The sequence below is a fragment of the Sporosarcina sp. genome, from assembly GCF_029257255.1.
Classification (GTDB): domain Bacteria; phylum Bacillota; class Bacilli; order Bacillales_A; family Planococcaceae; genus Sporosarcina.
Window position 1 is genome coordinate 1 of record NZ_JARICI010000068.1, and the last position, 24,382, is coordinate 24,382.

Below are 24,382 nucleotides of genomic sequence, written 5' to 3' on the forward strand. Positions count from 1 at the left end.
CATATCTTAAACAATATTTCGAGGTGAGCAGGATGTTAAGCAGCTCTTTTAACCAACATACAGCAGAAGAATTTTTAGCTCAGCATAAAGAAGCTTTTGAACAAGAACTTCTGAAACAAGCAGTCAACGTACGAGATAAAGTCAAAGAAATATTACAGATCGGAAATATAGACCTTATCAATAATGCACATAAACTCGTTCACTATGTTATTTGGACAGAGGATGAGAATTTGCACAGGTTTGCACAGCAAGAAGGAATTGCATGGGCGACGTACTCTTTGACGCTTGATCTAAAGCTCGAATGGGTACAAGCAATACGCCGTACTTTATGGATTTTTATCCAGCGTATGATAAAGGAATATAGAATCAATGACTATAACTTCTTCGAATTAGAAGAACGAGTCAATAATCAAATCGATCACTTCTTAAATGAATTTTTCATCAATTATTCCACATATAAAGATACCCTGCTTCGTGAACAGCGCAAATTGGTTGAAAATTTATCGGTACCGATTATACCGATCACACCGACAGTCAGTATCCTGCCGTTAATCGGAACGGTTGACTATTTCCGTGCAAAAATTATAGAAGAACGAGTCTTGACGGAGATCTCCAAACAGCAAATTCAAACGCTAATTATCGATTTATCCGGTATAGCCGAAATGGATACAGAAGTAGTCGATCAGTTTCTGAAGATGATTGAAGGCGCCAAAATGATGGGGTGTCATGCGATCATCACAGGACTGAAACCAGATGTCGTCCGAAATATTATTGCACTGGGTGTCGTATTCGATTCACAGACACAGACATGGGGCACTTTGCAGCAAGCATTGAATATGTATTTTAAATAAAAGAAACGATACCTTTTGGGTATCGTTTCTTTATTGCATTTCTTTATGGCTAAAAGGACATTTACTTGTGATTGGTTCACAGTCATCCCCTATGAAGAACTGTTTCCATTCATTGTGTGTCGGATCTCCAAAATGGCTGATGTCCGGATGTTTCGGCAAGTTATCCCATACTTCTACCCGCTCGCGCACTTTCTCACGCGAATTAATTCCGCCCTTTTCCGTTCCTAAAAGTCCTTTGAAAATTTTGCGCGGCTGAAAACCAATAACCATTGAATTGCCGAGATCTCTCGTCTTTCTTTGTTTGTAAGCAGGTGCGTTTCCAAAAGCAAAAATCGGTTCTCCATGGAAATGAAAATCCCATAAATAATGATCTGGATCACGGGGTGCTTCAGCCGGCCATTCAACCTTATCTTCTTTATGCAAATATTGCAGGATATCCCAAAATTGCTGACGGTAGTCTTCAATGCCGCCTTCTATTTCCAGAGGCTCGACAAAAACAAACAGCCCGTGCCGTTTATGTTTCGGATTCTCGAATAATGCCAAAAAAGATTCTAGCGCCTGCGGCAGATTTGACCAGTCATCCTGCGTGATATATGCGTAACGCAATTCACCCTTTAATTCGCCGCTCATACCGAAATAGCAGGGAAATGTTTTATCTGTCACGATATTATGGAAAGTCTGATATTCCTGCAACAGCCAATCCGGCAAATCTTTACGCTCTACAAAATCATCTTTCGTCAATAAAGCATTTGATGTCTGGATCAACGGTATAACCCCTTTCAACTTACTATACTGTACTCCGAATACCCTACCTTTCGGGTAATGAAACATCTTTAACCCATTGTCTCATAGAGGATATGCAGTCATTCAGCAGGAAAAGAACCGCTGCACACTCATCTATTCCAGATTATTAAGCTCTATTTCTTTTGGACTTGTGCCATCTCTATTAATCGAAAATAAATGATAGGCAGGTGTACGTTCTCCAAAACTGCGGTCTACCATGAAATAGATTTTATCGTCCGCTCCAAGTTTCGGATTGGATGCCGATTCCTTCAGTGTAGTCAGCTGTTCGGTTTGATACGTTCTCCAGTTAAATTTGAACAATTCATATTCAAAGGTCCCGTTTTCATCTGTCCCCCCGACTGCCTGATAAACAATATCCTGACTTTCCGGGATGATCACAAAATCATAAATATCGTCCGCTTGCACGGGGCTGCTGACAATCGATTTTTCATCTGGATTGTCTAATGGGATTTCAAAAATACGCTGACTGGTTGAAAATATATCATCTGCTGTTTCCGCATGTTCGTCATCATCCATCTGAACAAATACGGAATCTTTTTCTGCCGAAACCTGAAGGGACATCATACTGTATTTCTTCATATCGGTATGTTTCGTCTGTTTTTTCTCTGTTACATTATAACTGTGCACATCAAATTCATGAGGTCTTTCTGAAGCGATCGGAGAGTAATTCGTCACAATACCCGCCTGCAAATAAAACAGCACATCCGGATTCTTCGGATCAAACACCAATTCCGTAATCAAGGAATCTGATGAAAAGACGATTTCATCTTCTCCACTTTCCAAATTATAAATATGCAGTTCCGTTTCCTCACTGATCTCAGTATCTTTTTCTGTAACTGTATAGGCAAGCATTCTGCCATCATCTGAAAATGCTATATCAGTAATTGCCACTTCAACCGGCAATTGAATAAGAGGTTTTTCTTTATCGTTGACTAACAGGTGTGCTATTCCTTTTTCATAAACTACATACGCAATATCCCCGTTTGCTGACACATCATATACGTCTGTCAATCCCGCCTGCTTTTCATTCTCATCCTTGTCGAACATCAATCCGAGCATAATGAATGTAAACGTCAGGAATGCTATAAAACTTAATAAGATTACTAGTGACTTTTTCATATAGTTTTCCCCTTTCACATTCCAAATCGCCAGAATGTGTTCAACAGCCAAATTACAGCAGCTCCCACTACCAGCAGTATCTCGATAATGGCAATGGCATAAGCGGGCGCTTTCAGCTTTAAGGCTAAGAGCTTCAGCTGAACCATATAGAAAATCCCCCATACAATAAGCGGAATCAGAATCACTAAAAAAGCAGGGTTCATATCTCCGGCGAACAGCATAATTCCCCAGGCAAAGAATAATGTAATATAAGTTAGAACAATTCCTATGGTTATATTAATATAATGAATCCATTTGGCATGTTTTTGAAGCGGTTGCTTAGATGAAGGGTAATCATAGATGGTTGTACGATACACAAGAATAATAGCGAGCAGCACAATTGCGTAAGAAAAAATACTTAATCCGACTGAATAGCGCATATCCAAATTACCAGCCAGCAGACTTCCTGCAACAAATACAGCTATATGACTGAGCAACAATCCATTCATCCAAAGCCGACGATTCATCGATTGAACCGGGTGCAGTGTGATAGTTAAAATGGATGTACTTACTACAACCGCCAGCAACAGCCAGATCATATGAGCATCGCCGCGGGTAAATAATTGAAGCGTATAAACACTGAAAGCAAAAACCAAAGAAGCAACTGAAAGAACCAGCATCATTTCTCTTCGGTATGGATACATCGCCTGTTGCAGCTGTTTTCCAACTTCTTGATCATCGCCAAAATTCATCATCGCCATCTTGACCGCCTCCTCTTTCGAATAGCCTTGACTGTGCAAATCTTCATAGGAGCATTCCAGATGACTGAGCAATTCTTCGCACAAATCATTACGTTCATCTTGATTACTGTCCGTCTGCCTGACGATACCGCTGACGAAACGCTCGAATACTTCATTCATGTCAGACCATCCGAACTTTTGCGGACAAGTGCGTTCATCCACTCCCAATTTTCCTGTTTGTTTTCCAGTGCCAGTCCGCCTTCATCGGTCAGCCGGTAATATTTTCTTCGGCCGCTTTCTGTTTCTTTCCAGTACGATTCCACCCAGCTCTTTTTTTCTAAACGCTTAAGGGCAGCGTATAATGTACCTTCACTCATTTCGTACGTGTCATTACTTAATTCCTTTAGAACCTTGACGATCTCATAGCCATATAAATCACGCTGGGAAATCAGTGACAATAATATCAAGTCGATACTGCCTTTCATCATTTCCTGATCCATTTTCTTCACCTCTTTCCATACATACTATCACGATGTACCTCGTATTACAATGCAATAATTAAAAATAACACCTTACCGAGTTTGATCGATAAGGTGCGTTATCACTTATTGGATAGGATTCTGGTCTTCCGTCAATTCCTCAACTGTCTGCATGACCAATGTTACTGCCTGGCTCAATGCACTTCCGCCTCCGAGAGCAGCTGCCACGCCTACTGCTTCTAGAATTTCTATTTCCGTACAGCCACCATCGATGCAACCTTTGGTATGATAGACGATGCAATATTCGCTGTGGGCGTATACGCTGACAGCCAGTGCGATTAGATGCTTATGTTTCTGACTAATTTCGCCTTCTTCAAAACCGACTTCCGAAAACGCATTGAACGATTTTACTAAACTCGGGACCTTTTCCAACATCATGCCCATACCTATCTTGTAGTCCTGCAGCACGGCATCTGTAAATGTGAAATCCTCCATTATATTCCCTCCAATTCATCACTAGTATGTCCGCCAGTTTTGTTTGCTATTCACGAAGAATGGCAATGATATAGTTACTGACAGCAAATTTTAGGAGTGAATTCTAATGAAAATTGTCATTACGGGCGATACACATATTCCCGGAAGAGGTAAAGTATTGCCTCCGCGGCTTGTTCAGGAATGTGAAACAGCTGATTTGATTTTGCATACAGGAGATTGGAAATCGTTTGAAGTCTATGAAATGCTTTCGGAATTTGCAGAAGTACGGGGAGTGACAGGAAATGTGGATGACGATGAAATGAAAAAGAAATTTCCGCTGCAGCAAGTGATTGAAGCGGAGGGTGTTCGAATTGGTATTGTACACGGACACGGTGAGAAAAAGACGACAGAAAAACGAGCCGTTGAAGCATTTAAGGGAGTGCCGCTCGATGTTCTCGTATTCGGACACTCCCATATTCCGATGCTTCGTTATATAAATCAGACGCTAGTCATCAATCCCGGCTCTCCTACCGACAAACGAAAGCTACCTTACTATTCATTCGCCATTTTGCATGTCGATGAAGAGATTCGTGCAGAGATGGTATTGTATAAACAGAAAATTTAAGAGAACGTCCACCCGCGGTTGTACTGAACAGGCGGCTCTATTTCTACTCCAAGCTCTTTCGCCGCTGTATACGGCCAGTAAGGGTCACGCAATAATTCCCGCGCGAGCAGTACGATATCCGCTCTGCCGTTCTGCAGAATTTCCTCCGCCTGAAGTGCAGTAGTGATCAGCCCCACCGCACCAGTCGGAATATTTGCTTCTGTGCGGATTTGATCTGCATAAGGAACTTGGTATCCAGGGAATGAATGAATTTTTGCAGGTACTACTGCTCCTGAGCTGACATCAATCAAGTCCACGCCCTGCTCCTTCATCCAACGTGCCATTTCCACATACTGCGCTGTATCCATACCGCCTTCTGTGTAATCTTCTGCAGAAATACGGACGAACAGTGGTCCTTCCCACACAGACCGTACTGCATCGATTACTTGCCCCAGCAAACGATAGCGGTTTTCGGCAGTCCCGCCATATTCATCTGTCCGTTTATTAGAAAGCGGCGATAAAAATTCATTGATCAAGTAGCCGTGTGCGCCATGGATTTCAATCACTTCAAAGCCGGCTTGTATAGATCGTATAGCCGCTGCCTTAAAAGCTTCGATTGTTTCTCCGATATCTTGCGTTGTCATTTCGGCCGGTGTTTTATATTGGTCGCTGAACGCAATTGCACTTGGTGCATAGATGGTTCCGTCTACAGTCGCTTTTCTGCCAGCATGTGCCAGCTGAATGCCTGTGCGTGTCCCATGCTGTTTCATCAAACGGACAATCTCAGACAATCCTTCGATTTGTTCATCCGACCAGATACCGAGATCCTCACTGGAAATTCTTCCTTGAGCCTGTACTGCCGTCGCTTCCACTATAATGAGTCCAACCTGTCCGACTGCACGTGACGCGTAATGAATTTTATGCCAGTCTTCCACTTTTCCATCTTGATTATGTGAAGAATACATACACATCGGCGCCATTGCGATACGATTTTTGAACTCCACTCCGCGTATTGTATAAGGTGTAAATAAAGTTGCCATGAATTTGTCCTCCTTGAATAACAGATAGAGAGAGTATAGCAAATCTGCATACATTTTAACTGATTCAGGATTGAGGTTAGGAAAATGAAACATATGGAAGGGGAGATACGTATAGAATGTATAGAGGAAATGAAAGGAGTTCGATTTTCAATGAATCCATTACTAACCATATGGACACAGCCGAAACGGACTATCGAGTATGTACTCGAACATAAAACCTGGAGTTACAGCGTGTTTATTTTATTGCTGGCATCATTCAGTTTAGGTCTAACAGCTTTTGCGGACACTGGTTTTCTACTTGGTTTGCCACTTATTGTACTCGTGATGATCGGAGTGATTTTCTCTTTTATCGGCGGAGTGATCGGCTGGTTCATTAATGCGGGTCTTTACACGTGGGTGGGCAAATGGCTTGGCGGTAAGGGGAACTTTAAAGATATGGCTACGGTAGTACCGCTTGGCTCCATCCCGATGATTTGGATGTTCCCATATAATTTTCTGATGCTCGCGATTTACGGTAAGGATTTATTTGTTGATTCGAGTAGTATGCCGTTTTCGGGGCCTGTTCCTTTTTTAGTCATCCTGTTTACGAATCTTTTGATGACCGCACTCGGTGTGTTCGGTACAGTTATACAATCCAAGTCAATCGGTGTAGTTCATCAATTTTCTGCATGGCGCGGTTTTGGAACGATTATGATCATTGTCGGTATTGTATTAGTGCTGATGATTCCCATTTTCATTCTGCTGTTTATGTTCTTGTTTATTGCTGCTGTTTAAAATTATCAAGTTGTTTACAGCAATAGTAACTTGCAGCTTATTATGCAGTTCGGGATTTGCGCTTCAGCGGGTACGCTTTCCGAAGGGCTTAGCCTAAGCCTCTAATATCTGACTCAATAACATCCCTAATCTAGCAACTTTTACGTTTGTTTATTAGACACCTGAACCCTGGTAAATGGGAATACCTTGACGCGATTTGGTTTAAATCGCGTCAAAGGAATTATACATAAAGAGCAATACAGAAATGAAGTTGCTTTGAGTTCTTAACAGAATGCAGACTTCCCAGCAGCCGCTTAATATGAGTCCTAACCCACTCAAAAGACCGGATCTATCCCCTCGTATCCAATACATAGGCATCAATTTGACAGAGCAACGTTCAGATAAATAGGTTTCCTTTGAACTTTTTATGGGCAAGATGTTTTTGTGAGTGAATGAGAACTAAGTTAGGTAAAGTTCATTCATCACTTTCTGAAAACATAGTTGAGGAGGAGTTCTTTTGAAAAAGGATAGAACCAAGCAGAATAAAGAAGAGACGAAGCGGGAAATACTCACTACGCGCCAAGGGCATCCTGTGAAAGATAATCAGAACATCCGGACGATTGGAGACCGTGGTCCTGCAACACTTGAGAATTATCATTTCATAGAAAAGATCTCGCATTTTGATCGTGAAGAAATTCCAGAACGCGTCGTCCACGCCAGGGGATCTGGTGCATTTGGTTATTTTGAAACCTACGGCAGAGCGGGAGATGAACCAGTGGAAAAGTATACCCGTGCTAAAGTGTTTTCAGGCGAAGGGAAAAGAACACCCGTATTGGTTCGTTTTTCAACTGTGGCAGGGGCAAAGGACTCTCCCGAAACTGCAAGGGATCCGAGAGGTTTTGCTGTGAAGATGTATACCGAAGACGGAAACTGGGACTTGGTCGGGAATAATTTAAAAATCTTCTTTATCCGCGATGCCATGAAGTTTCCGGACATGATTCATGCGTTCAAAGCAGACCCTGTTTCCAATGTTCCGCATCCGCAACGGATGTTTGACTTTGTATCACGTACCCCGGAGTCTATCCACATGATTACCTTACTATTCTCGCCGTGGGGCATCCCTGCGACTTACCGTCACATGCAGGGATCAGGTGTGAATACGTATAAATGGGTGAATGAAAAAGGGGAAGCCGTACTGGTGAAATATCATTGGGAACCGAAACAAGGGATCCGTAACCTCACACAGGACGATGCAGATGAAGTTCAAGGAAAGAATGTAGGACATGCTACACAGGATTTGCACGAAGCGATAGAACGTGGAGACTATCCGGAATGGGAATTATTTGTACAGATTATGGAAGACGGATACCATCCGGAACTGGATTTCGATCCGCTCGATGATACGAAGCTCTGGCCTGAAGAACAATTTCCTTGGTTGCCGGTGGGGCGTATGGTATTGGATCGTAACCCGGAGGATTTCCATATGGACATTGAGCAAGCTGCCTTCGGGACTGGTGTGCTTGTGGATGGTATGGACTTCTCAGATGACAAGATGCTACAAGGTCGCACATTCTCCTATTCGGATACGCAGCGTCATAGAGTAGGTACCAATTATTTGCAACTGCCTGTCAATGCACCTAAAACGGTAGTCCGCACCAATCAGCAACGGGGACAAATGGATATTCGCGATTCCCGTGAGCCCGGTGAAAATCCTCATATCAATTATGAACCATCCCTACTTGGCGGATTTGAGGAAGTCCATGAGGAAACGCGACCACCACATCGACCAACGTATAACGCAGCAGCCATGAGTGCGCCAATCGACCGTCCGAATAATTATGGTCAAGCTGGTGAAACGTTCCGTCAGTTAGAGGATTGGGAGCGAAAAGAATTGATTAACAATCTTTCAGAAGCATTATCGGCATGCGATTCCCGTATTCAAGCAGCTATGATTGAACACTTCACCCAAGCAGATGAAGAATACGGCCGTCTCGTCAATGCAGGCATTGAGAAAAAAATAAGAGAAATGAAAGAAACAACTGCTGGATCCGACATTCCGGGGCGTGATTCAGGAAAGACAAAATTTGGACAAGGGACAACGGAGTCAAAAGAGGCGGTTGAGGATGCAATAGAAAAAGGGCACGAAGCAGATCCTTATTAAATCGGAATCTAAGGAACCTCTCACACTCAACGAATGTGGGAGGTTTTTTAGTTTAGAGTGTTTATTAACCTAAGCTTCCGCTTCATAACTTTCATTCTATGCAAAAAAACGCAAAGCCCTTCTGCATAAGGTTTTGCGTTTTTGTTTTATCTACTTATTTACCATTTTCATAAATTCTCTCATTAAGCCTGGAAGATCTGGCCAAGCGTGACCTGAGACCAGGTTGCCTTCGGTATGGAGATCCTTTTCGATGTACGTTGCGCCTGTTGCAGTAACATCTGGTTTACACGCGATGTATGCCGTATACTCTCTGCCCTCCATCAGATCCGGTAAAACTGAAAGAACCTGTGCAGCGTGACAGACCACAGCCACCGGTTTATTTTCTTCAAAGAAATGCCGCACAATTCCTGGAAGTGATTCATTAAGACGGATATACTCCGGTGCTCGACCTCCCGGAATAATCAGTGCGTCATAATCAGCAGGATTGACATCTGCAAATGCAATATGTGAATCCAGACCGTATGCTGGTTTTTCGACATACGTCTCCATTCCATCAATGAAATCATGTGTGACCGTATAGAGTTTTTTCACCGACGGCGACGCAATCACCGTTTCAAAACCTTCTTCCAAGCAACGATAATACGGATAAAAAATTTCCAGCGCTTCTACAGCGTCTCCGCCAAGAATCAATACTTTCTTACTCATTCATTTTCCCCCTCTTTTTAATTCTGAATTGCGTTTCTATTTTATTTACTTCGACACTTTAAAATAGAACCCTCTTTTTTGTCGATAGTACTATTCATTCATACATGTTTTCTGTATGACAGAGCCATATTATGACGAGGAGGAATCAATTATGGAGAAAAATGTACGGGAAATTTTTCATAAAGGTACACAAAATGAAGAACTCGGTTTGGAATTTGAGGCAAGCGCTGCGGAATCCGCACGCAGACGGGAAGGTGCATCCGGAAAGGAATACCGGAATGCGCTGAAGGAATTATATCGTTCAACAGAAAAGAAGAGGAGCTGAAGTATTGGAGAAGAAAAAATATACAGTGGCAGGCACCGATATCGAAGAAGTCAAAAGGCTGAATGCGGAATCTGGTCCGACGTATAATGAAATCAATGAAATTCTTACGCAGCGGCTGAAAGATAAGAAGTACAGCAATTCCAATCGAACAGAATAACATACAAAGCCTGACAGTCCTTATCAGCTGTCAGGCTTTGCTTTGTCAAACTTCACTTTTTTCTTGCTGCGATAAATCATCAACTGCTCAATTAGAATGGCTAAGATTGTACCTGTGATCAGGCCGTTGGAAAGTGTAGAAGCAATTATGGCGGGAAGATGTGATAAACTTTCAGCCGGCACAAACATCGTTCCCACTCCTACCATCAAGCCAAAGGCCACTGCCTGCCGTGCTCGTTCTTTTTCTGGATCTGCATCCAGTTCATTGAACGCCATCGATACCATCTTCGTAAAAATCGCAAAGGTTACGGCATAAGCAACGGGTGCAGGAAGCGCAGCAAAAACTGCCATGACACTTGGAAAAAGTGTCATCAGGACGAGCAGTAGACTTCCGATCATAAATGGCTTAATAGAAGGCATTCGCGTGGTACCTACGAATCCAGCCGAACCGGATATGGGCACAGAACCGATGGCTGAAAATAAGCCAGCAATCAAATGGTTGAAACCCGATACGAACGCACCCTGATGTAGTCTATCAGGTGGCGTGATACGGAACTGATGAATCAATAGATGCTCCATCACTCGAATGGATGCCAGCATATTGGCAACTAATAAAAAGGTAATAAAAACGGCTGTTACCAGCACACCGCTGTCCCATACCGGCGGTCCGTAAACAAACATCTTCGGAAATTGTATGAATTGATCAGACACTTTTGCGACTGCAGGTGTTTTACCAAGCAACAGAAAAATGCCCCAGCCGAGTGCAATTGAAATCAGTACGGCATACTTGGAAACCGTCGGCCGTTTATTTCCCATTGCGATAAATGTAATCAGCAGGACGATAAAACTTCCGCCTAAAATAACCGGATCGAGATGATCTCCCGCATTTTCCACACCGATCATGCCGGTTATGAACGTTCCGCTTAACTGCAAAATCAGCAGCAGTAAATAAGTAAACGTAATTGCGGGAGTGAACAGCGCCTTCATTTTCGTAATAACACCGGTCGCCGCTAAAATAATAAAGAGAACACCACTGTACAGCATGCCGCTCTGCAATGCCTGCAGCGCATCTGTAGCAGTGGAATAAAAGATACCGACCATGCCTGCATATACGACATAAATTCCCCACCATAATCCCGCGGGTCCTTCATTGATTGGCATGCGATGGCCAAAGAACGCCTGAATGAGACAGGCTATACCAAGTACGAAAATCGTCCGTTGCATGAAGAGTGATGTCGCAACAGGGTCCATTCCGAATACGTGTGCAATTGCGATAGGTGCTGCTATGGATGAGGCAATGAGGAAAATTGTCCACTGTATGCCGCCCGCTAGATGTTTCATTGGATGATTCCTCCGATAATTCTGTAGCTAATTTGATGTATTTCAGTATACCACGCAGCTTGGCTTTATAGTTTTACAACGTTTATTTTTCTGTGGAAAAGATGCGTGTGAATGGTGCGGTGAACAGTCAGTTTGGTTCGCTCAGCGTTTGGTTTGGGGCGGAATGAACATGTGAATGTGCGGCAACCGCAGACTTCGGCTCGTTGCAAGACCTCTTTGGTGCGGTTCGATCCTCCTTTGGCGCTCTGCTCAACTAATCCGGTCTCCCGGCATCATCAAAAAACTGTACTGAAAGTGTTTTAAACTTTCAGTACAGTTTTTGTAAACAGTGTTATTTCGAAGCTGGCGTTAAAGTCAGCACTCGGCCGTTCTCCACTTCCTCAGTCAGAACAGTCTCATGGTAATTCCCGAGAGCCCAGTCTTCTGCTTGGTCATGGAACCATTTAGATTTCACATGTCCGCTCTGTCCTGGCCCGACGATTTGATACGTTTTTGATAAGTCTTCCAAGTCAGCTACAAAGCGCCAGGAAGCCCCGTGATTGACGGATCCATCTTCTTTAAATGCGGCTGCCTGTACTGTTATATTCGATCCGCCGATAGCCTGTTTTTCAGGATTCAAAAACTTTGCCAATATAGGTGAAGCAGCGCTAAGCGGATGCGGGAACGTCAATTGATGGAAATCTCCCCACTGCCACTTATCCTGATTACTGCCAAAGTCCTTTTCAACATTTTTCATAGCATTGACAAATGAAGTATACACCCACTGATCGACGCCTTGCTTTTCCTCCAGCCAAACGCTTGGCTGGCCACTGTATCCTGCGCGAAGAAGCTGATCGGTAATTTGTCCTTTGCCGGGCATCAGCTCATACACATCTTCAGGCATTTCATTTTGGAACATGTCAATCTGCAGCTGCCTTAACCATTTGTGGTAAACGAGCGGTGCGCCGCTTTCTGCAGAATCAACTTGATCCCAGTATTTCATGGTTTTCATCGTCTTTTCATATGCTCTAGCAGAATCCATTTTTTCAACCGACCTAATCATGTCAGCCAAAAACTCGCCCGCATGAAGATTCTTCTGATCCATCTGTAATTTCATCATGTCCTCTGCTGTAAAGTTATCACCTTCCCGCAAAACTTCTGCGATCCGCTCATAGCGATACGGCTGTGCCCAGAATTTTGTAATATGGTACGGATACTTTTCATCGACAACTTCATTGTTAGCTGTTGCAATAAAGCCTTCATCAGGATTCACGACACGGGGCAGTTCATCATACGGAATATAGCCTTCCCAGCCATACTCCGAAGAATCACCAGGTACCGCCAGCTGCGCATCTCCTTGCTTTCTAACCGGGATCCGTCCGTTTGCTTTATAAGCAATTGTGCCGTCTTTAGCTGCGAAGACAAAGTTCTGAGCAGGTGCATGGAATCCTTCCAGCGCTTTCTCAAAACTGTCCCAATCTGTCGCTTTATTCATCAGCATGACCGCTTCAAGTTCAGTTGTCGGCTCGAGTGCAGTCCACTGCATAGAGAATTGAGCTTCAGGATCTTCTTCTTGATAAATGACATCTGAAATGATCGGACCGTGTCTCGTCACAACAACTTCGTATGGAATATCTTGTCCGTCTTTTACTTTAATTGTCTCATTTCGAATTTCAGCGTCTTCCCATTTCCCGTCATAACGGAACTTTCCTTTTTCACTTGGATGAGGTATTTCAATATAGAGATCCTGTACATCAGGACCAACGTTGGTTACTCCCCAGGCAACTTCTTCATTATGTCCTAATATAATTCCCGGAGTTCCCGCAAATATGACCCCACCGACATTTTGCTCTGGAGACTGTAAATGCATTTGATACCAGATAGAAGGTGTACTCAATCCAAGATGCGGATCATCCGCGAGAAGCGGCATACCGGAAGCCGTTTTTTCTCCTGACAATACCCAGTTATTACTGCCGTTAAATTCCGGCGGCGATAATTCAGGTAAAAACTTTCCTGCTACTTCTACTGGATGTTCTTTATTCGCTGTCATGATTGATTCAGCATTTTCTGGATAAGTGATGAATAATTCCTTTGCTTTGTCTTCCGGGAACTCATTCAGTGCCCAGTGGCGAAATGCCTGTGGTTGCCATCTCCCACCCAAGTCATAGGCCATATATTTACCGACTGTCAAAGAATCCTGCGGTGTCCATTCTTCCGGTTCATAGCCAAGTAATTTAAATTCGTACGATAGCTTTTTGCCCTCTTTTGCTTCTGCAATGAATGCATTGACACCCTGTGCATACCAATTCAGCACATCTTTCGCTTGATCGCTATAACCGTCATAAGAATCTTCGGCCGCAGCGCGCAGGCTGAATGTACGGAATAGCTTATCCGTGTCAACAGCCGCGTCGCCGATCACTTCAGCCAGACGCCCGCTTGCCTGTCTGCGTGCCAAGTCCATTTGGAATAAGCGGTCCTGCGCCTGCACGTATCCTTGTGCTTTGTATAAATCTTCATCTGATTTAGCATTAATATGCGGTACACCATTATCGTCGCGTGTAATGACCACGTCTTCCATAATAAATGATACTTGACGCTCACCTGCCGTCATCGGTTTTGATTTAGATATGTAAGCGTTTACAAACAGTGCCAAAGATACTGCAATGACCGCCACCACACTCAAACTCCATAAGAATATTTTTCTTCTGCGACTCATTTTCTTTCCCCCTCTTGTTATCATTCTATTATAATATTCTAGAATTATTTGATTATTCCTCTTTACATGGAAAAGCACACTGCCAGAAAAGCAGTGTGCTTCCATTTTCATCGGGATTCGAAGACCTTTTGGATGATTATTTCGTTTTTCGCTCTACCGAAGTTTTTGTGAATACAGCTTTCAGGCTTCTGAGAAAGAACAGACGCAAAACTGTTCGCCAGTTCCGCTTCACCCGCTACGTGAATTTCTTTCCAGCCGCGCTTTTTCTTCATGGTACCGACGACTGAACCCATCTGTTTATAAAACCGATCTAGATTTTCTTTCAGCCGCTGATCGAATCCGTCTGTGTGGCCTCCGACACCTCGCTGCAAAGAAGACTTGACGCTCTTTTGCTCTTTCCAGACGTCTAGTCCTGAGTCGAATTCATACACGGTTTCATCACGTATTCTACCCATCGCCGTGTCCAAAATTCGAACTTCACTATAACTCGGGAGTACGATTCCTGCTTCAGGGTATGCTTTTAACATATACTCCAATTCATCAGTCATCGCATGGTTCTCCCAATGAAAGCTTGTCTTGACTGCTACCTGAACATAATGGACAGACCAGATTTCAGGATCAGCTGCCGCAAAGATGACAGCGCCTTTTGCCAAATCGTTCTGATTATGCTCAATTTCTTTCATGACTTTGTCCTTGACCAAGCGATAGGCAGTCAGCTCTTTTTCGTTATTAGAAGCAACGATATATTCATCCAGCCTCTTCAGTCCAGACTTCAGATGAATTCGCCATGCTGCTTGCTGCTGATCCCTATCGGCAGGGTTGGTGTTCAAGTAGACGGAAAGTACGCAACGGTCATCACAATGAAACGCCTTCAGCTGTTTTAACTCTTCGCTCATGCTCATCCATTCATCCTCCTCATTATTCCCTCAACAGTAGCATGCCCGCTAACCAGGAAATTACAAGAGAACGGAAGCTGTAAATGTTTTCAAAAGTGACCTGAACGCAAAAATCGTACGATTAATTCAGCAGTTTCTTGCTGATGATGAATTTCCTTATGACCATAAGGTAGCTCAATGAAATCTGCCAGCCCTGGATAATGAACCGATGCCAATTCCACTCTACCATCATTGGCACCTTTCAATAGTTTGCCAAGCCATAAATGACTACGTGTTCCAGCAATCCCTCCAATTGAAACAGCTTGAGCTTCAGGTAACTTCAATTTCTCAATATAATCGGTATGCAATGAACGTAAAGTTCTGAAATAGTAGGTGTAGCCTTTTACTTTACTCGCTGTATACGCAAGACCGCTGCCTTGATTTGGTGCTGCAATCTGCACACATCGCCCGATCAAATCCCCCACACCAGTTTCTTTCAGAACTTGGCGTATCAGCAGTCCGCCGGTACTATGTCCAACCATATGAATTTTCCTATTATCTCGTGCTGTCATTTCAAGTAATGCCTGTTCAACAATGCTCGCAGAACGGTCAAATTCCAGGCGTGTTAAAGGCAGATTGAGGGATCTACAATGAAAGCCACGTTCTTCCAAATGGGCCGAAAGCGTCGCCATATCACGTGACGTTTTATTGAAGCCGTGCAGCAAAAGAACTTGGTCTTCCATAGGATCACCTCGCCTATTTCATTTTCAACAGCAGCTCTTCCGTCTGCTCATTAAGTCCATCTACATCTACTTTCTGAGGTAATTCATCATTCAACTCATACGTTTGTTTCAGTGTAAGAATTCGTTCAACACTCTGATTGATTCGTTCTTCCGTAAGTTTTCCTGATGCCACCGCAGTTTTCAATGAAGTTAATACTTCATTAACAGGCGTATAGCCGTGGCCGAGAAGCAGGATATCGCCGCCAGCCTGAATAGATTTGACTGCCGCATCGCCAATCGAATAATACTTTTCAATCGCACCCATAACCAAATCATCTGTAATAACCACACCATCAAAAAACAGTTCCTCTCGCAGTAATTCCGTTATAACCGACTTAGAAAACGACGCCGGATTTTCACGATCATACGCCTCCACAATCAAGTGTCCGACGATTACAGCATCCGCACCGCTCTCAATCGCTTCTTTAAATGGACGAAGCTCAACCTTTTGTAACCGTTCCTCACTATGCGGGATTACCGGCAGATCAATATGCGAATCTACACTCGTATCTCCATGACCTGGAAAATGTTTGATGACCGGCACTACATGCTTTGATTTCATACCGTGCAACTGCTGCACCCCCATTTCGCCTACGAGCTGAGCGTCTGACCCATAAGATCTGTCCCCAATTACAGGGTTTTTCGAATTGCTGTCCACATCAAGCACAGGCGCAAAGTCCATATTAATACCAAATGAACCTAGCTTTTCACCTAGCATTTCTCCAACCTGAAATGCAAAATCTCCGTCTGCTGTTTTACCGATCATGCGATTTGAAGGAGTTTTTACTAATTCTTCCGGCAACCTCGTGACACGACCGCCTTCTTCATCTACTCCAATCAGTAACGGAGCTTTGCCGCTTTTATTAGCCTGTTTCATTTCATTAATTAAATCCAGTGATTGCACAGTATCGATAAAATTGCGTTTAAATAAGATGATGCCGCCTACATGCTGTTCTGTAATAAATGCTTTTGCCGCTGGATCTAAATCCGTTCCTTGAACGCCCATCAATATGAGCTGTCCCAGTTTTTCTTCCAAGGACATGCCAAGTACATTCTTTTGAATATGTTCGCTCGGTTTATGGACGACAGAAAGGTGATCTATTGTTGCAGTATCATCTGAAGATAAGAACACAAATTTCAATTGAAACTCTTCATTCAGTTCATAAACGAGAATGTCCTGCTCGTCAATATGCCGAACTTCTTCAGGAATACCTACTATCTTTTCAGTATGTGCTCGGGTGATCTTTTTTATATCAGGAGCAGATGAACGCAAGTCAAACACTCGGTTATTCTCCGTCAATCCGATTACTGTGTCATGATCTTCATATACTGCATACGTACCGTTGCCTGCACGATTTTTTTGGTCTGGTTCGCCTAAGCTTTCGCTAACTTCCTGAAATTCTGTAACGCCCGCAAACCACCGCTCGCCAAGGATTTGTCCATGTGCAGCCAGTTCTTGAATCTCAGCTAAGGTTTTCTCATTCTGTTCTTCTTGCAATCGTTCTTCTTTTTGCTCATTAGTTGAACAAGCCGACAGCAACAAGATGCTGAAAATAATCAGTAGAACAGTTTGGTTTCGTCTCTCCAAAAATTCACCCTCTTTGATAGAAATCATACAATGTGTTTTTCAATACTTCTTTCAGCTATCATACCATTTTTCAGATAATTGAAGAACTCATACGCGGCAGAATAAATTCTGATTTTCTTGCCATATTACGCTGTAGGAGGTGTTTCATCATGGGCAATAAAAACAATAAACAAACGATGAATGAACGAACTACCAATCCTTTCGATACGTATCAAAACAAAAGTAAGGATGCCAGCAACAGCAACAATAATAATCCGAATGACAATATGAATGAAGAACTGTCAGCAGAATTTGACTCGAAAGCCAAAAATAAGAATAACAAAACCAATCACGACAAAGACCAAACTTCTAATAAAAGAAAGTAAAAAACAGCCGCTCGTTCTAATCATCTGAACAAGCGGCTGTTTGTTTATGTTTACTGTTTTTTGCCGATTTGGATCCCTCTGACCTTACTCTTCATTTCTTGCGGATCATGGGAAATGATAAATGCCTTAGAAAATTCGTTATAGTAGTCTGTATCATGTGCTTTAGGTGAAAGTATTATCAATTTCCTCTGCAATTTACTGGCATACAATTGGAAGACTGTCGCTTTACGAGTTTCATCTAACGCACTGTCGAACTCATCGAGCACAATGAAACCCGACTGATTTTCCAAATTCTGAAGCAGCGACAGCGCAAATAATAGAGAACTCAGCGATTCCTCACCACCAGAAACTCCTCTACCAACACGCCCGCCTCTTGCTTTCAAACTGACATCTTGGATTTTCCCCCGATGGCCTTCTTTCCGTACATAAATAAATAATTTGAAAATAGGACGTCCTTTTTTATCCATGAGCTTTTCAAATTTAATTTGGCCTTCAAACTGGAATTCACCCATATACTGTTGAAAGAGCAAATGGATTTTCTGAACTTGCATTTCGATGGCAGTTTCCAGGCGACGTTCATTTTGGATCGCACGTTCTTCATTTTCTTCCAGCAAGTTTTTTGCTGAATGAAGCTCTTCTTCTTTACGTTTGACTTCCTGCTCCAGTGTATAAAAGTTTTCTACCGCATTGGAATCAATATTCTCTTCATTCCGGGCATTTTCAAATCCGACCATTGCCTGATTTTGTCTTATCAATAAATCTTGTCTTGATTGGACTGTAGGTTGTTCCATCAAAGCCTGCTCTACCAATTGAGGTACAAGCTCACGAAGGTCGTTCATTTTTTCTCGTTGCGCAGCTTCATCTTTAGACAAAGCAATTCGTTCATCCTGCTTTTCAGATAACTGATTAGTAATGAGTATGATCATCCGCTGATTAACTTCTTGTTGATCACTCACATCAATAATTTCCCGCTGCTGTTTACGTATACGATCCTGAATATCATCCAATTCATCTTGCTGTTTATCAATATTTCTACGCAGCAAATTAAGCTCTTGTTTCAGTTGCTTTAACAACAATTGCTGTTGCTGAAGACGTTCAATTTTTTCAGAATGTCGGCTGAATTTTTCATATACCTTCAAATAGTCTTGCAAAGTTGCGACTGTTTCCTCTTCAAGACTTTTCTTTTTCCAAATCTTCAGCGATTTTGCTTCATATTCTTTTTTCTCCACTTTTAATTGAAGCTGCTCCGTCTTCAATTGGACAAGCTGTTCTACACGATATTGCTGCTCCGCTTTTGATGAAAGAAAAGCCTCCGCTTCCCTAACCTTTTGGACATCAGCATTCCACACCCGGTAGATTTCATTGTCCTCAGAAACTTGCAGTGTTAGTGATTCGATTTCTTTCTGTAACTTCTCAATTTCCTGGATAAGAAATCTTTTTCGTTGTTCTAAAGCACGCTTGCTCAATATAAACGTATTTTGTTCTTGTGGCCCTCTTACACCTTGCCTGTCAACCAATCTTCCTTTTGAAATTGCTGGCTGTTCCTCTGAGAAAAACCGTTCAATCCACCAAAGTACACGCGTAGCATGATTCTGTTCTTGCTGTGAAAGCCCTTCCTGCATTTGCAGACCCATGCCAGGCAATTCAATAATACTGCGATCCGGAATTAATTTCTTCAGCGAAACATGATACAGGTCATTGATGGGCTGACATTTTGAGGCATCATAAAATATGGTATATTTAATCGTATCAAAAAGACGTTCGTTCTCAATCGGTGCCTGGTCCATTAATTTAATGAAAGCTCGCAGAGGATACGCTTTGATTTGTTGATCTTTTAAATGCTGAATCGCTTCTTTCTGTCGGGATGATTCAATTTGATTGTTTTCTAACATAACCAATTCATCTTTCAAAGCAGAATAAGTAACCTGCTTCTTTTCCAATGTCTTTTTTCTGGTCTCTAATGAATGATCCAGATCAGCAATATCTTTTTCTAATTGATGACTGGATAAATAACGATTCATCATTTCTGAATGAAAGCGGCTGTTTCTTTCCCACTGGTCAATTGCTGCTTGTATATGCGATTGTTTTTGCTGATATTCTTCAATTGAAATCTCTGCTTTATCAGCCTGTCCCTTTAGTTCTATTTCTTGTTTCGCCATGATCTCAACTTGTTCAGCAGCTGCCGCCAGTCTATTCTTTGTCTCAGTTTCCGGATATGGCAATTTCGAATATTCGTCTTGAAGTGCACTCAATTCCTCTTGTAAGGCATCGACTTCACTTTGCACTTCCTCCAACTCTTCATCTTTTTCCTTTACTTGTGCTTCGGATTGTCTAAGTAATGTTTCTCTCTCAAGCTGGCTTGCTTTCATTTTCTCTTCTGCAGCTTTTTGCAGTTCCAATTCAGCAGTTAGTTGACGTGCCTGTTCTTCCGCTTCCTCTAGATCCAATTTACGATCTTCAATATACGCTTCGACTTCTTTACGGCCATTCTCTGCACTTAATTGAAGCCCATAGGTAGTACGTGCATATTGAATTCCGTTATCGGCAAGGCGTTTTCGGTTATCTTCAAAGCGAATTTTGTTATTTCTTGCAACAGATAAATTAAAATCATGCTGCTTTTGTTGATTGGTCGCAATTACATACGCTTCCCGCGCGTCTTTTACAATCTCCAGACTCGTCTCCCAGTCTTTTTGAATCCTGTCAATGCCATGCATTTCGCTGAAGATGCGGAATCGCTCTTCTGGCGCCATCACTGAAAATTGATTGACTTCTTGTTGATACCAGATTAAATAATACAGATCAGGATGGATTTTATATTTAAACTGCAATTCTCTTTTATAGGCACTCAGATTATTTTTATTGGCGTCTCCCGAACGAAAGATTTGACGTAATTCGATATCATCCAGTTCATCACCGTCATGAATTTCATAACGCAGTTTGATTGGCTGTTTCGGAGGCTGCTCGCATAGCAGACGGAATTCAATGTAAAGTGGCCCGTCGATACGGGATTGGCCTTCATTCTTAAACAAAAAGTGAATCGCCGCCCTCCATGTTTCGTCTTCCGGAAGGTTTTGAGATTTCAATCCTTCGATATCCACTTTACTCGAACGCAGGACGGCTCCCATACAAAATGAAATCGTCGACTTTCCCGCGCCGTTTGGTCCAGTTATGAGAATATGTTCATCGGCATTTTCCAAAATCATTTCTTCTGCATCATAATCACGGATACCTGAAAACTGTAATCGCCAAGGGATCACAGGAGCCCCTCCTTTTCATACAAATTATAGCGATTGAAAAACTTCATCACGTCTTCTTTTGACAGCTGACTGGAATGACTGAATTCGACCATCCGGTGTAAAAATGAATCTGAAAACATATTGACCCCAATGGCTGTTAACCGATAGGCGTCCTCTGTATCCGAACCTACATGAATTTCAAGCGCTCCTATCTTTCGCAGCGTATCGATTGCCAGCTGTATACGCCGGCTGCCTTTCTTCATCTCATGACCGAATGCTTCGAGCAACTGAGTCAGCAAGGTATATTCATGTTTTAATACTTCCTGCTGATAAAACATGAACAACAATACAGCAAGCGCTTCTTCTGACAATGTATGACGTGCAGATCGGGCGGGAACGCGCAGCATAGCGACGACCTGATCACGTTCTTCATCATAAATCAGCCGATAATATCTTCCGACAGCTTGATTGACACGTGATAGAAATGAATGGAAATAAGTGTCTTCTTTACTTACACCAAGCAGTTTTTCTACTTCTTTACGCGACAATCCAAAGTTATTTGCCCGGATGGTTGCGCTGGAAGAAAAGAGAATAGACATAAATGTTTGCTCTTCCCGGTTCGTTAACACACTTCGCAATGATTGCAGACTATTCAATGAGAAGTCTTCACTATTGTCGTTTTCGAATGCTAAATCTTCGGTCGTCATCTTGAATCCACTCCCACTCTTTATCTATTTCTTTCACGTCTTGCTGCGGCGTTAGTTGAATTCTTTTATTGGCCTCCAGTGCAGCAATTCCGAGAAGCTGACGTATCGCGTCTCCCCATTCTGCAGAACTTGTTTCAATGATGGTTTCTTCTATTTCTGCTTTATGTTTTCGTTCTATATATTCCTCAATCTTTTCTGTATCAATGCTCGCTTTCGTCAAAAGCCAGCTCGCTTCATCCACTAAATCGTCAATCGACTGAACTTCCAGCGTTTCCTGTCTGAATTCTATACTGTGCTGTGCTTCCATTTCCGCAACAACAGGTTCATAGTTCTCCAGGAATTCGACCCCGCTTTCAATATCTTGAGAAGATAGAGGACTTGCGTATTTAACCGGCATCCAAATACCGTCAAGTTCTTCTCCTTCATACTGTCCTTGATCCATAAAGCTAAAGAGCTGGTGAGCATTCGGGATTTCAGATTCCAGAGGAGGATGAAACATTTTGATAATGAATGCTCGTACTTTTTCAGGTGAAATCGCAGTTTTGAGAGGTGTTTGCTGAACATTCATGAACTGCAAGTACTTATTGATCATACCAAGAGATAAGCTTGTCCCTTCTGCCAATACAGCCGCACCGCTCTGCATTAAATTACTGAGTACCAGACTGTCTTCAATTGTTTGGAATTCCTTATACCGCTCATGTAGCTTGCGTTCCAAATCTGCCATCAACGTATGGATTACTTCCAGCTGCGGCAGTGCATTCCGATCAGCCAATAGCTCCAATTCGCGTTCCTTCAACGTTTCATTGGCATCTTTCACATTGCGAATCATACTGGCGATGACATTACCGCCAGAAATCCCTTTATCATCATACGCTTCGCTGATCTCGGCATCTCTCCTCGCCTGAAACAGCGAACGGCCGATATCATCCTCCAAATAATAAGCGAGTGAATCGTTAGCGAGCCGTGTCAAAGAGTGCATCATCCGCTTCCCGACACTCATCATTTTAATTTGATGCGTCTGTTTACTGATCCAATTATTGCTCGTCAATATGGTAACGATTTGATTTACGCGCGTTTTAGATGGCGGATCTTCATCACGATAACGGGACTGATAGCGGTAATACAATGTATCTGCACTATCGATGGGTTCGGATAGGCCGTATGCTTCTTCATGAATTAGTTCAATAATGCGTAAAAATCGTAGCATTTCTAACGGCGATTGGAACACCGCTTCCGAAGATAAATCTTTCATCACACCGGCTAATGAAATAATATCGCGCATCGCCCGTGTCATTTCAGGCTGCTGTTCATCCATATTGAAGATAGAAATTACTTGCTGATCCACTTTCTCCATTCTCCTGGACCCCCTAACGTCATTTCTTGTTCAGCTTCCGGAACAGTTGCTGACCATTCTACATAGGCTTGATAGGTCGTAAAGACATTTCTTTCATTGCCGATAAAACGAACGGAAATCCCTTCTGTCAAATCTGCTAAATCTCTGGCTATAATCCTGCCTGCCGCATCATAATCTACCCAAATCACAATTTGCTGAATAGATGAATTCTGACAGAGCTGCTGAATTAATTTTCGATGGGCTCCCCGCACCTGCCCGTCCACTCCGATGATCAGTGAAGATGTCTCAGATAAAAAATAAAGTTCTTTAGCCATTCTCGTCAGTACTGCACGGTTCTCCACCAACCATAAGATTTCTGCGCTTGTGACATAGCTTTCATCCATCACCGCAATTTCGGTCGTCGCATGGACAGTACCGAACGAATAATCCGAGAACCGTCCTGTTAGATTTCCAGTAAAATAGATCGGTACAATGGAGCCCGTACTGACAACCCCGATCTCACTAATCGGCGCGCCTATCCATTTTTCAATTCGGCTAATAAAATCGTCTCTATAAGAATCAAAAACTTTTGATCCGCCAATCCGTTTATAATAAGTCGCACCGATTTCTTTAAACTCCATTTGAGATTGCTGATTTCTCAACCGGAGATAAGCAATTAGGAACTCCGTAAACTTCCGAACCTTTTCTTTTCCCCAGGACTCTTCATCTTTGGATTCTAAAACAAAAGCCTTTATATGTTGGATAAACAAGAAGGGAAACAGTACGTTCGAGTTTTCAATTTCCGCCAGTAGTGTTTGGCGCAATAATTCATCTGCTTCCATAGTTTCCAGCCTTCTTACTCGTTCATATTCCGCAATACCAGGGCCCATGCGGTACACTGTAGAATCAGGTGTCCGCCCATCAGATTTAAATCGTATTTCCTGAAGTAACCACCCTTTACGCAAGGCTTCCCGTGTCAATTCGTCCGAAATGGCCAGTGAGATTTTCTTAGAATTCGGCTTGAGCTGTAACCTTATAATTTCGTCAGGTGGATGCACATCATACTCATCAGCTACCAAGACGTTGCCTAATGTTTTGTATGTACGCACTGTCCACTTCTGGATTTCCCATTCATTCTCACTAATTTGCTGAATCGATTCCCCGGCTTTGCAAATATAAGTTTCCAGAAACTCTTTCACTGTTTTCATCAGATTGATTCACTTCTTTCTTGCTTCTCTATCCGTTCGTTTGACTGCTTTGTCGTTATAGA

General features: G+C 42.7%; 23 protein-coding genes. 7 read left to right on the forward strand and 16 right to left on the reverse strand.

What is annotated here, in order from left to right:
- The first annotated feature begins 32 nt into the window (after nucleotides 1-32).
- Entirely contained in the window at nucleotides 33-851 is an 819-nt protein-coding gene (locus tag Q1J64_RS13140; RefSeq protein ID WP_301109588.1) for an STAS domain-containing protein, read from the forward strand.
- A 30-nt stretch (nucleotides 852-881) separates the two neighbouring features.
- On the opposite strand, the gene Q1J64_RS13145 is transcribed toward Q1J64_RS13140, so the two are convergent.
- The 5 genes from Q1J64_RS13145 to Q1J64_RS13165 all read right to left on the reverse strand — a co-directional run bounded on the left by Q1J64_RS13145 (nucleotide 882) and on the right by Q1J64_RS13165 (nucleotide 4,467).
- Nucleotides 882-1,616, reverse strand: a complete 735-nt coding sequence (locus tag Q1J64_RS13145; RefSeq protein ID WP_301109542.1) for a YqcI/YcgG family protein — start codon at nucleotides 1,614-1,616, stop codon at nucleotides 882-884.
- Nucleotides 1,617-1,748: 132 nt separating this feature from the next.
- Nucleotides 1,749-2,774 (reverse strand): hypothetical protein, encoded by a 1,026-nt coding sequence (locus Q1J64_RS13150; RefSeq protein ID WP_301109543.1) that lies wholly within the window; start codon nucleotides 2,772-2,774, stop codon nucleotides 1,749-1,751.
- 14 nt (nucleotides 2,775-2,788) lie between these two features.
- Complete coding sequence (locus Q1J64_RS13155; protein WP_301109545.1) at nucleotides 2,789-3,673, reverse strand: permease prefix domain 1-containing protein; 885 nt, start codon at nucleotides 3,671-3,673, stop codon at nucleotides 2,789-2,791.
- Complete coding sequence (locus Q1J64_RS13160; RefSeq protein WP_301109546.1) at nucleotides 3,670-3,993, reverse strand: PadR family transcriptional regulator; 324 nt, start codon at nucleotides 3,991-3,993, stop codon at nucleotides 3,670-3,672. The genes Q1J64_RS13155 and Q1J64_RS13160 overlap by 4 nt, the downstream gene beginning before the upstream one ends.
- A gap of 105 nt (nucleotides 3,994-4,098) precedes the next feature.
- Nucleotides 4,099-4,467 carry a carboxymuconolactone decarboxylase family protein gene (locus tag Q1J64_RS13165; protein ID WP_301109547.1) on the reverse strand — a complete coding sequence of 123 codons (369 nt, stop codon included), beginning with the start codon at nucleotides 4,465-4,467 and terminating at the stop codon, nucleotides 4,099-4,101.
- A gap of 106 nt (nucleotides 4,468-4,573) precedes the next feature.
- Here Q1J64_RS13165 and Q1J64_RS13170 point away from each other — a divergent pair, with 106 nt between their 5' ends.
- The gene (locus Q1J64_RS13170) at nucleotides 4,574-5,071 is read left to right on the forward strand and encodes a metallophosphoesterase family protein (protein WP_301109548.1); all 498 of its coding nucleotides are present in this window, start codon (nucleotides 4,574-4,576) and stop codon (nucleotides 5,069-5,071) included.
- Here the strand turns inward: Q1J64_RS13170 and namA are convergent.
- Complete coding sequence (namA, locus tag Q1J64_RS13175) at nucleotides 5,068-6,090, reverse strand: NADPH dehydrogenase NamA (RefSeq protein ID WP_301109549.1); 1,023 nt, start codon at nucleotides 6,088-6,090, stop codon at nucleotides 5,068-5,070. The genes Q1J64_RS13170 and namA overlap by 4 nt on opposite strands.
- A 150-nt stretch (nucleotides 6,091-6,240) precedes the next feature.
- Between namA and Q1J64_RS13180 the strand changes: the two genes are divergently transcribed.
- Nucleotides 6,241-6,864 (forward strand): YIP1 family protein, encoded by a 624-nt coding sequence (locus Q1J64_RS13180; protein WP_301109550.1) that lies wholly within the window; start codon nucleotides 6,241-6,243, stop codon nucleotides 6,862-6,864.
- Nucleotides 6,865-7,360: 496 nt separating this feature from the next.
- Nucleotides 7,361-9,004 carry a catalase gene (locus Q1J64_RS13185; RefSeq protein WP_301109551.1) on the forward strand — a complete coding sequence of 548 codons (1,644 nt, stop codon included), beginning with the start codon at nucleotides 7,361-7,363 and terminating at the stop codon, nucleotides 9,002-9,004.
- Between the two features lie 150 nt (nucleotides 9,005-9,154).
- Here the strand turns inward: Q1J64_RS13185 and Q1J64_RS13190 are convergent, their stop codons facing one another.
- Nucleotides 9,155-9,709 (reverse strand): DJ-1/PfpI family protein, encoded by a 555-nt coding sequence (locus tag Q1J64_RS13190; RefSeq protein WP_301109552.1) that lies wholly within the window; start codon nucleotides 9,707-9,709, stop codon nucleotides 9,155-9,157.
- Nucleotides 9,710-9,860: 151 nt separating this feature from the next.
- Here Q1J64_RS13190 and Q1J64_RS13195 point away from each other — a divergent pair, with 151 nt between their 5' ends.
- Nucleotides 9,861-10,034 carry a hypothetical protein gene (locus Q1J64_RS13195; RefSeq protein ID WP_301109553.1) on the forward strand — a complete coding sequence of 58 codons (174 nt, stop codon included), beginning with the start codon at nucleotides 9,861-9,863 and terminating at the stop codon, nucleotides 10,032-10,034.
- A gap of 4 nt (nucleotides 10,035-10,038) precedes the next feature.
- A complete protein-coding gene (locus Q1J64_RS13200; protein WP_301109554.1) occupies nucleotides 10,039-10,191 on the forward strand; it encodes a hypothetical protein in 153 nt (50 codons plus the stop codon).
- 23 nt (nucleotides 10,192-10,214) lie between these two features.
- Here Q1J64_RS13200 and Q1J64_RS13205 read toward each other — a convergent pair whose 3' ends face one another.
- The 5 genes from Q1J64_RS13205 to nagZ form a co-directional block, all read right to left on the reverse strand.
- A complete protein-coding gene (locus Q1J64_RS13205; RefSeq protein ID WP_301109555.1) occupies nucleotides 10,215-11,531 on the reverse strand; it encodes a purine/pyrimidine permease in 1,317 nt (438 codons plus the stop codon).
- A gap of 331 nt (nucleotides 11,532-11,862) precedes the next feature.
- Nucleotides 11,863-14,226: a penicillin acylase family protein gene (locus Q1J64_RS13210; RefSeq protein WP_301109556.1), complete on the reverse strand. Its 2,364-nt coding sequence runs from the start codon at nucleotides 14,224-14,226 to the stop codon at nucleotides 11,863-11,865.
- A 107-nt stretch (nucleotides 14,227-14,333) separates the two neighbouring features.
- Complete coding sequence (locus tag Q1J64_RS13215) at nucleotides 14,334-15,128, reverse strand: VLRF1 family aeRF1-type release factor (protein WP_301109557.1); 795 nt, start codon at nucleotides 15,126-15,128, stop codon at nucleotides 14,334-14,336.
- 83 nt (nucleotides 15,129-15,211) lie between these two features.
- The gene (locus Q1J64_RS13220; RefSeq protein ID WP_301109558.1) at nucleotides 15,212-15,844 is read right to left on the reverse strand and encodes an alpha/beta fold hydrolase; all 633 of its coding nucleotides are present in this window, start codon (nucleotides 15,842-15,844) and stop codon (nucleotides 15,212-15,214) included.
- A 13-nt stretch (nucleotides 15,845-15,857) separates the two neighbouring features.
- The gene (gene nagZ / locus Q1J64_RS13225; RefSeq protein WP_301109559.1) at nucleotides 15,858-17,471 is read right to left on the reverse strand and encodes a beta-N-acetylhexosaminidase; all 1,614 of its coding nucleotides are present in this window, start codon (nucleotides 17,469-17,471) and stop codon (nucleotides 15,858-15,860) included.
- A gap of 149 nt (nucleotides 17,472-17,620) precedes the next feature.
- Between nagZ and Q1J64_RS13230 the strand changes: the two genes are divergently transcribed.
- Nucleotides 17,621-17,836: a hypothetical protein gene (locus Q1J64_RS13230; RefSeq protein WP_301109560.1), complete on the forward strand. Its 216-nt coding sequence runs from the start codon at nucleotides 17,621-17,623 to the stop codon at nucleotides 17,834-17,836.
- 50 nt (nucleotides 17,837-17,886) lie between these two features.
- On the opposite strand, the gene Q1J64_RS13235 is transcribed toward Q1J64_RS13230, so the two are convergent.
- The 4 genes from Q1J64_RS13235 to Q1J64_RS13250 are packed head-to-tail and all read right to left on the reverse strand — an operon-like array spanning nucleotide 17,887 to nucleotide 24,320.
- Nucleotides 17,887-21,093, reverse strand: a complete 3,207-nt coding sequence (locus tag Q1J64_RS13235; protein WP_301109561.1) for a chromosome segregation protein SMC — start codon at nucleotides 21,091-21,093, stop codon at nucleotides 17,887-17,889.
- Complete coding sequence (locus Q1J64_RS13240; protein ID WP_301109562.1) at nucleotides 21,090-21,779, reverse strand: hypothetical protein; 690 nt, start codon at nucleotides 21,777-21,779, stop codon at nucleotides 21,090-21,092. The genes Q1J64_RS13235 and Q1J64_RS13240 overlap by 4 nt, the downstream gene beginning before the upstream one ends.
- Nucleotides 21,742-23,133: a hypothetical protein gene (locus Q1J64_RS13245; RefSeq protein WP_301109563.1), complete on the reverse strand. Its 1,392-nt coding sequence runs from the start codon at nucleotides 23,131-23,133 to the stop codon at nucleotides 21,742-21,744. The genes Q1J64_RS13240 and Q1J64_RS13245 overlap by 38 nt, the downstream gene beginning before the upstream one ends.
- Complete coding sequence (locus tag Q1J64_RS13250) at nucleotides 23,109-24,320, reverse strand: DUF2399 domain-containing protein (protein ID WP_301109564.1); 1,212 nt, start codon at nucleotides 24,318-24,320, stop codon at nucleotides 23,109-23,111. Before Q1J64_RS13250 ends, Q1J64_RS13245 begins: the two co-directional genes overlap by 25 nt.
- Nucleotides 24,321-24,382 lie beyond the last annotated feature (62 nt).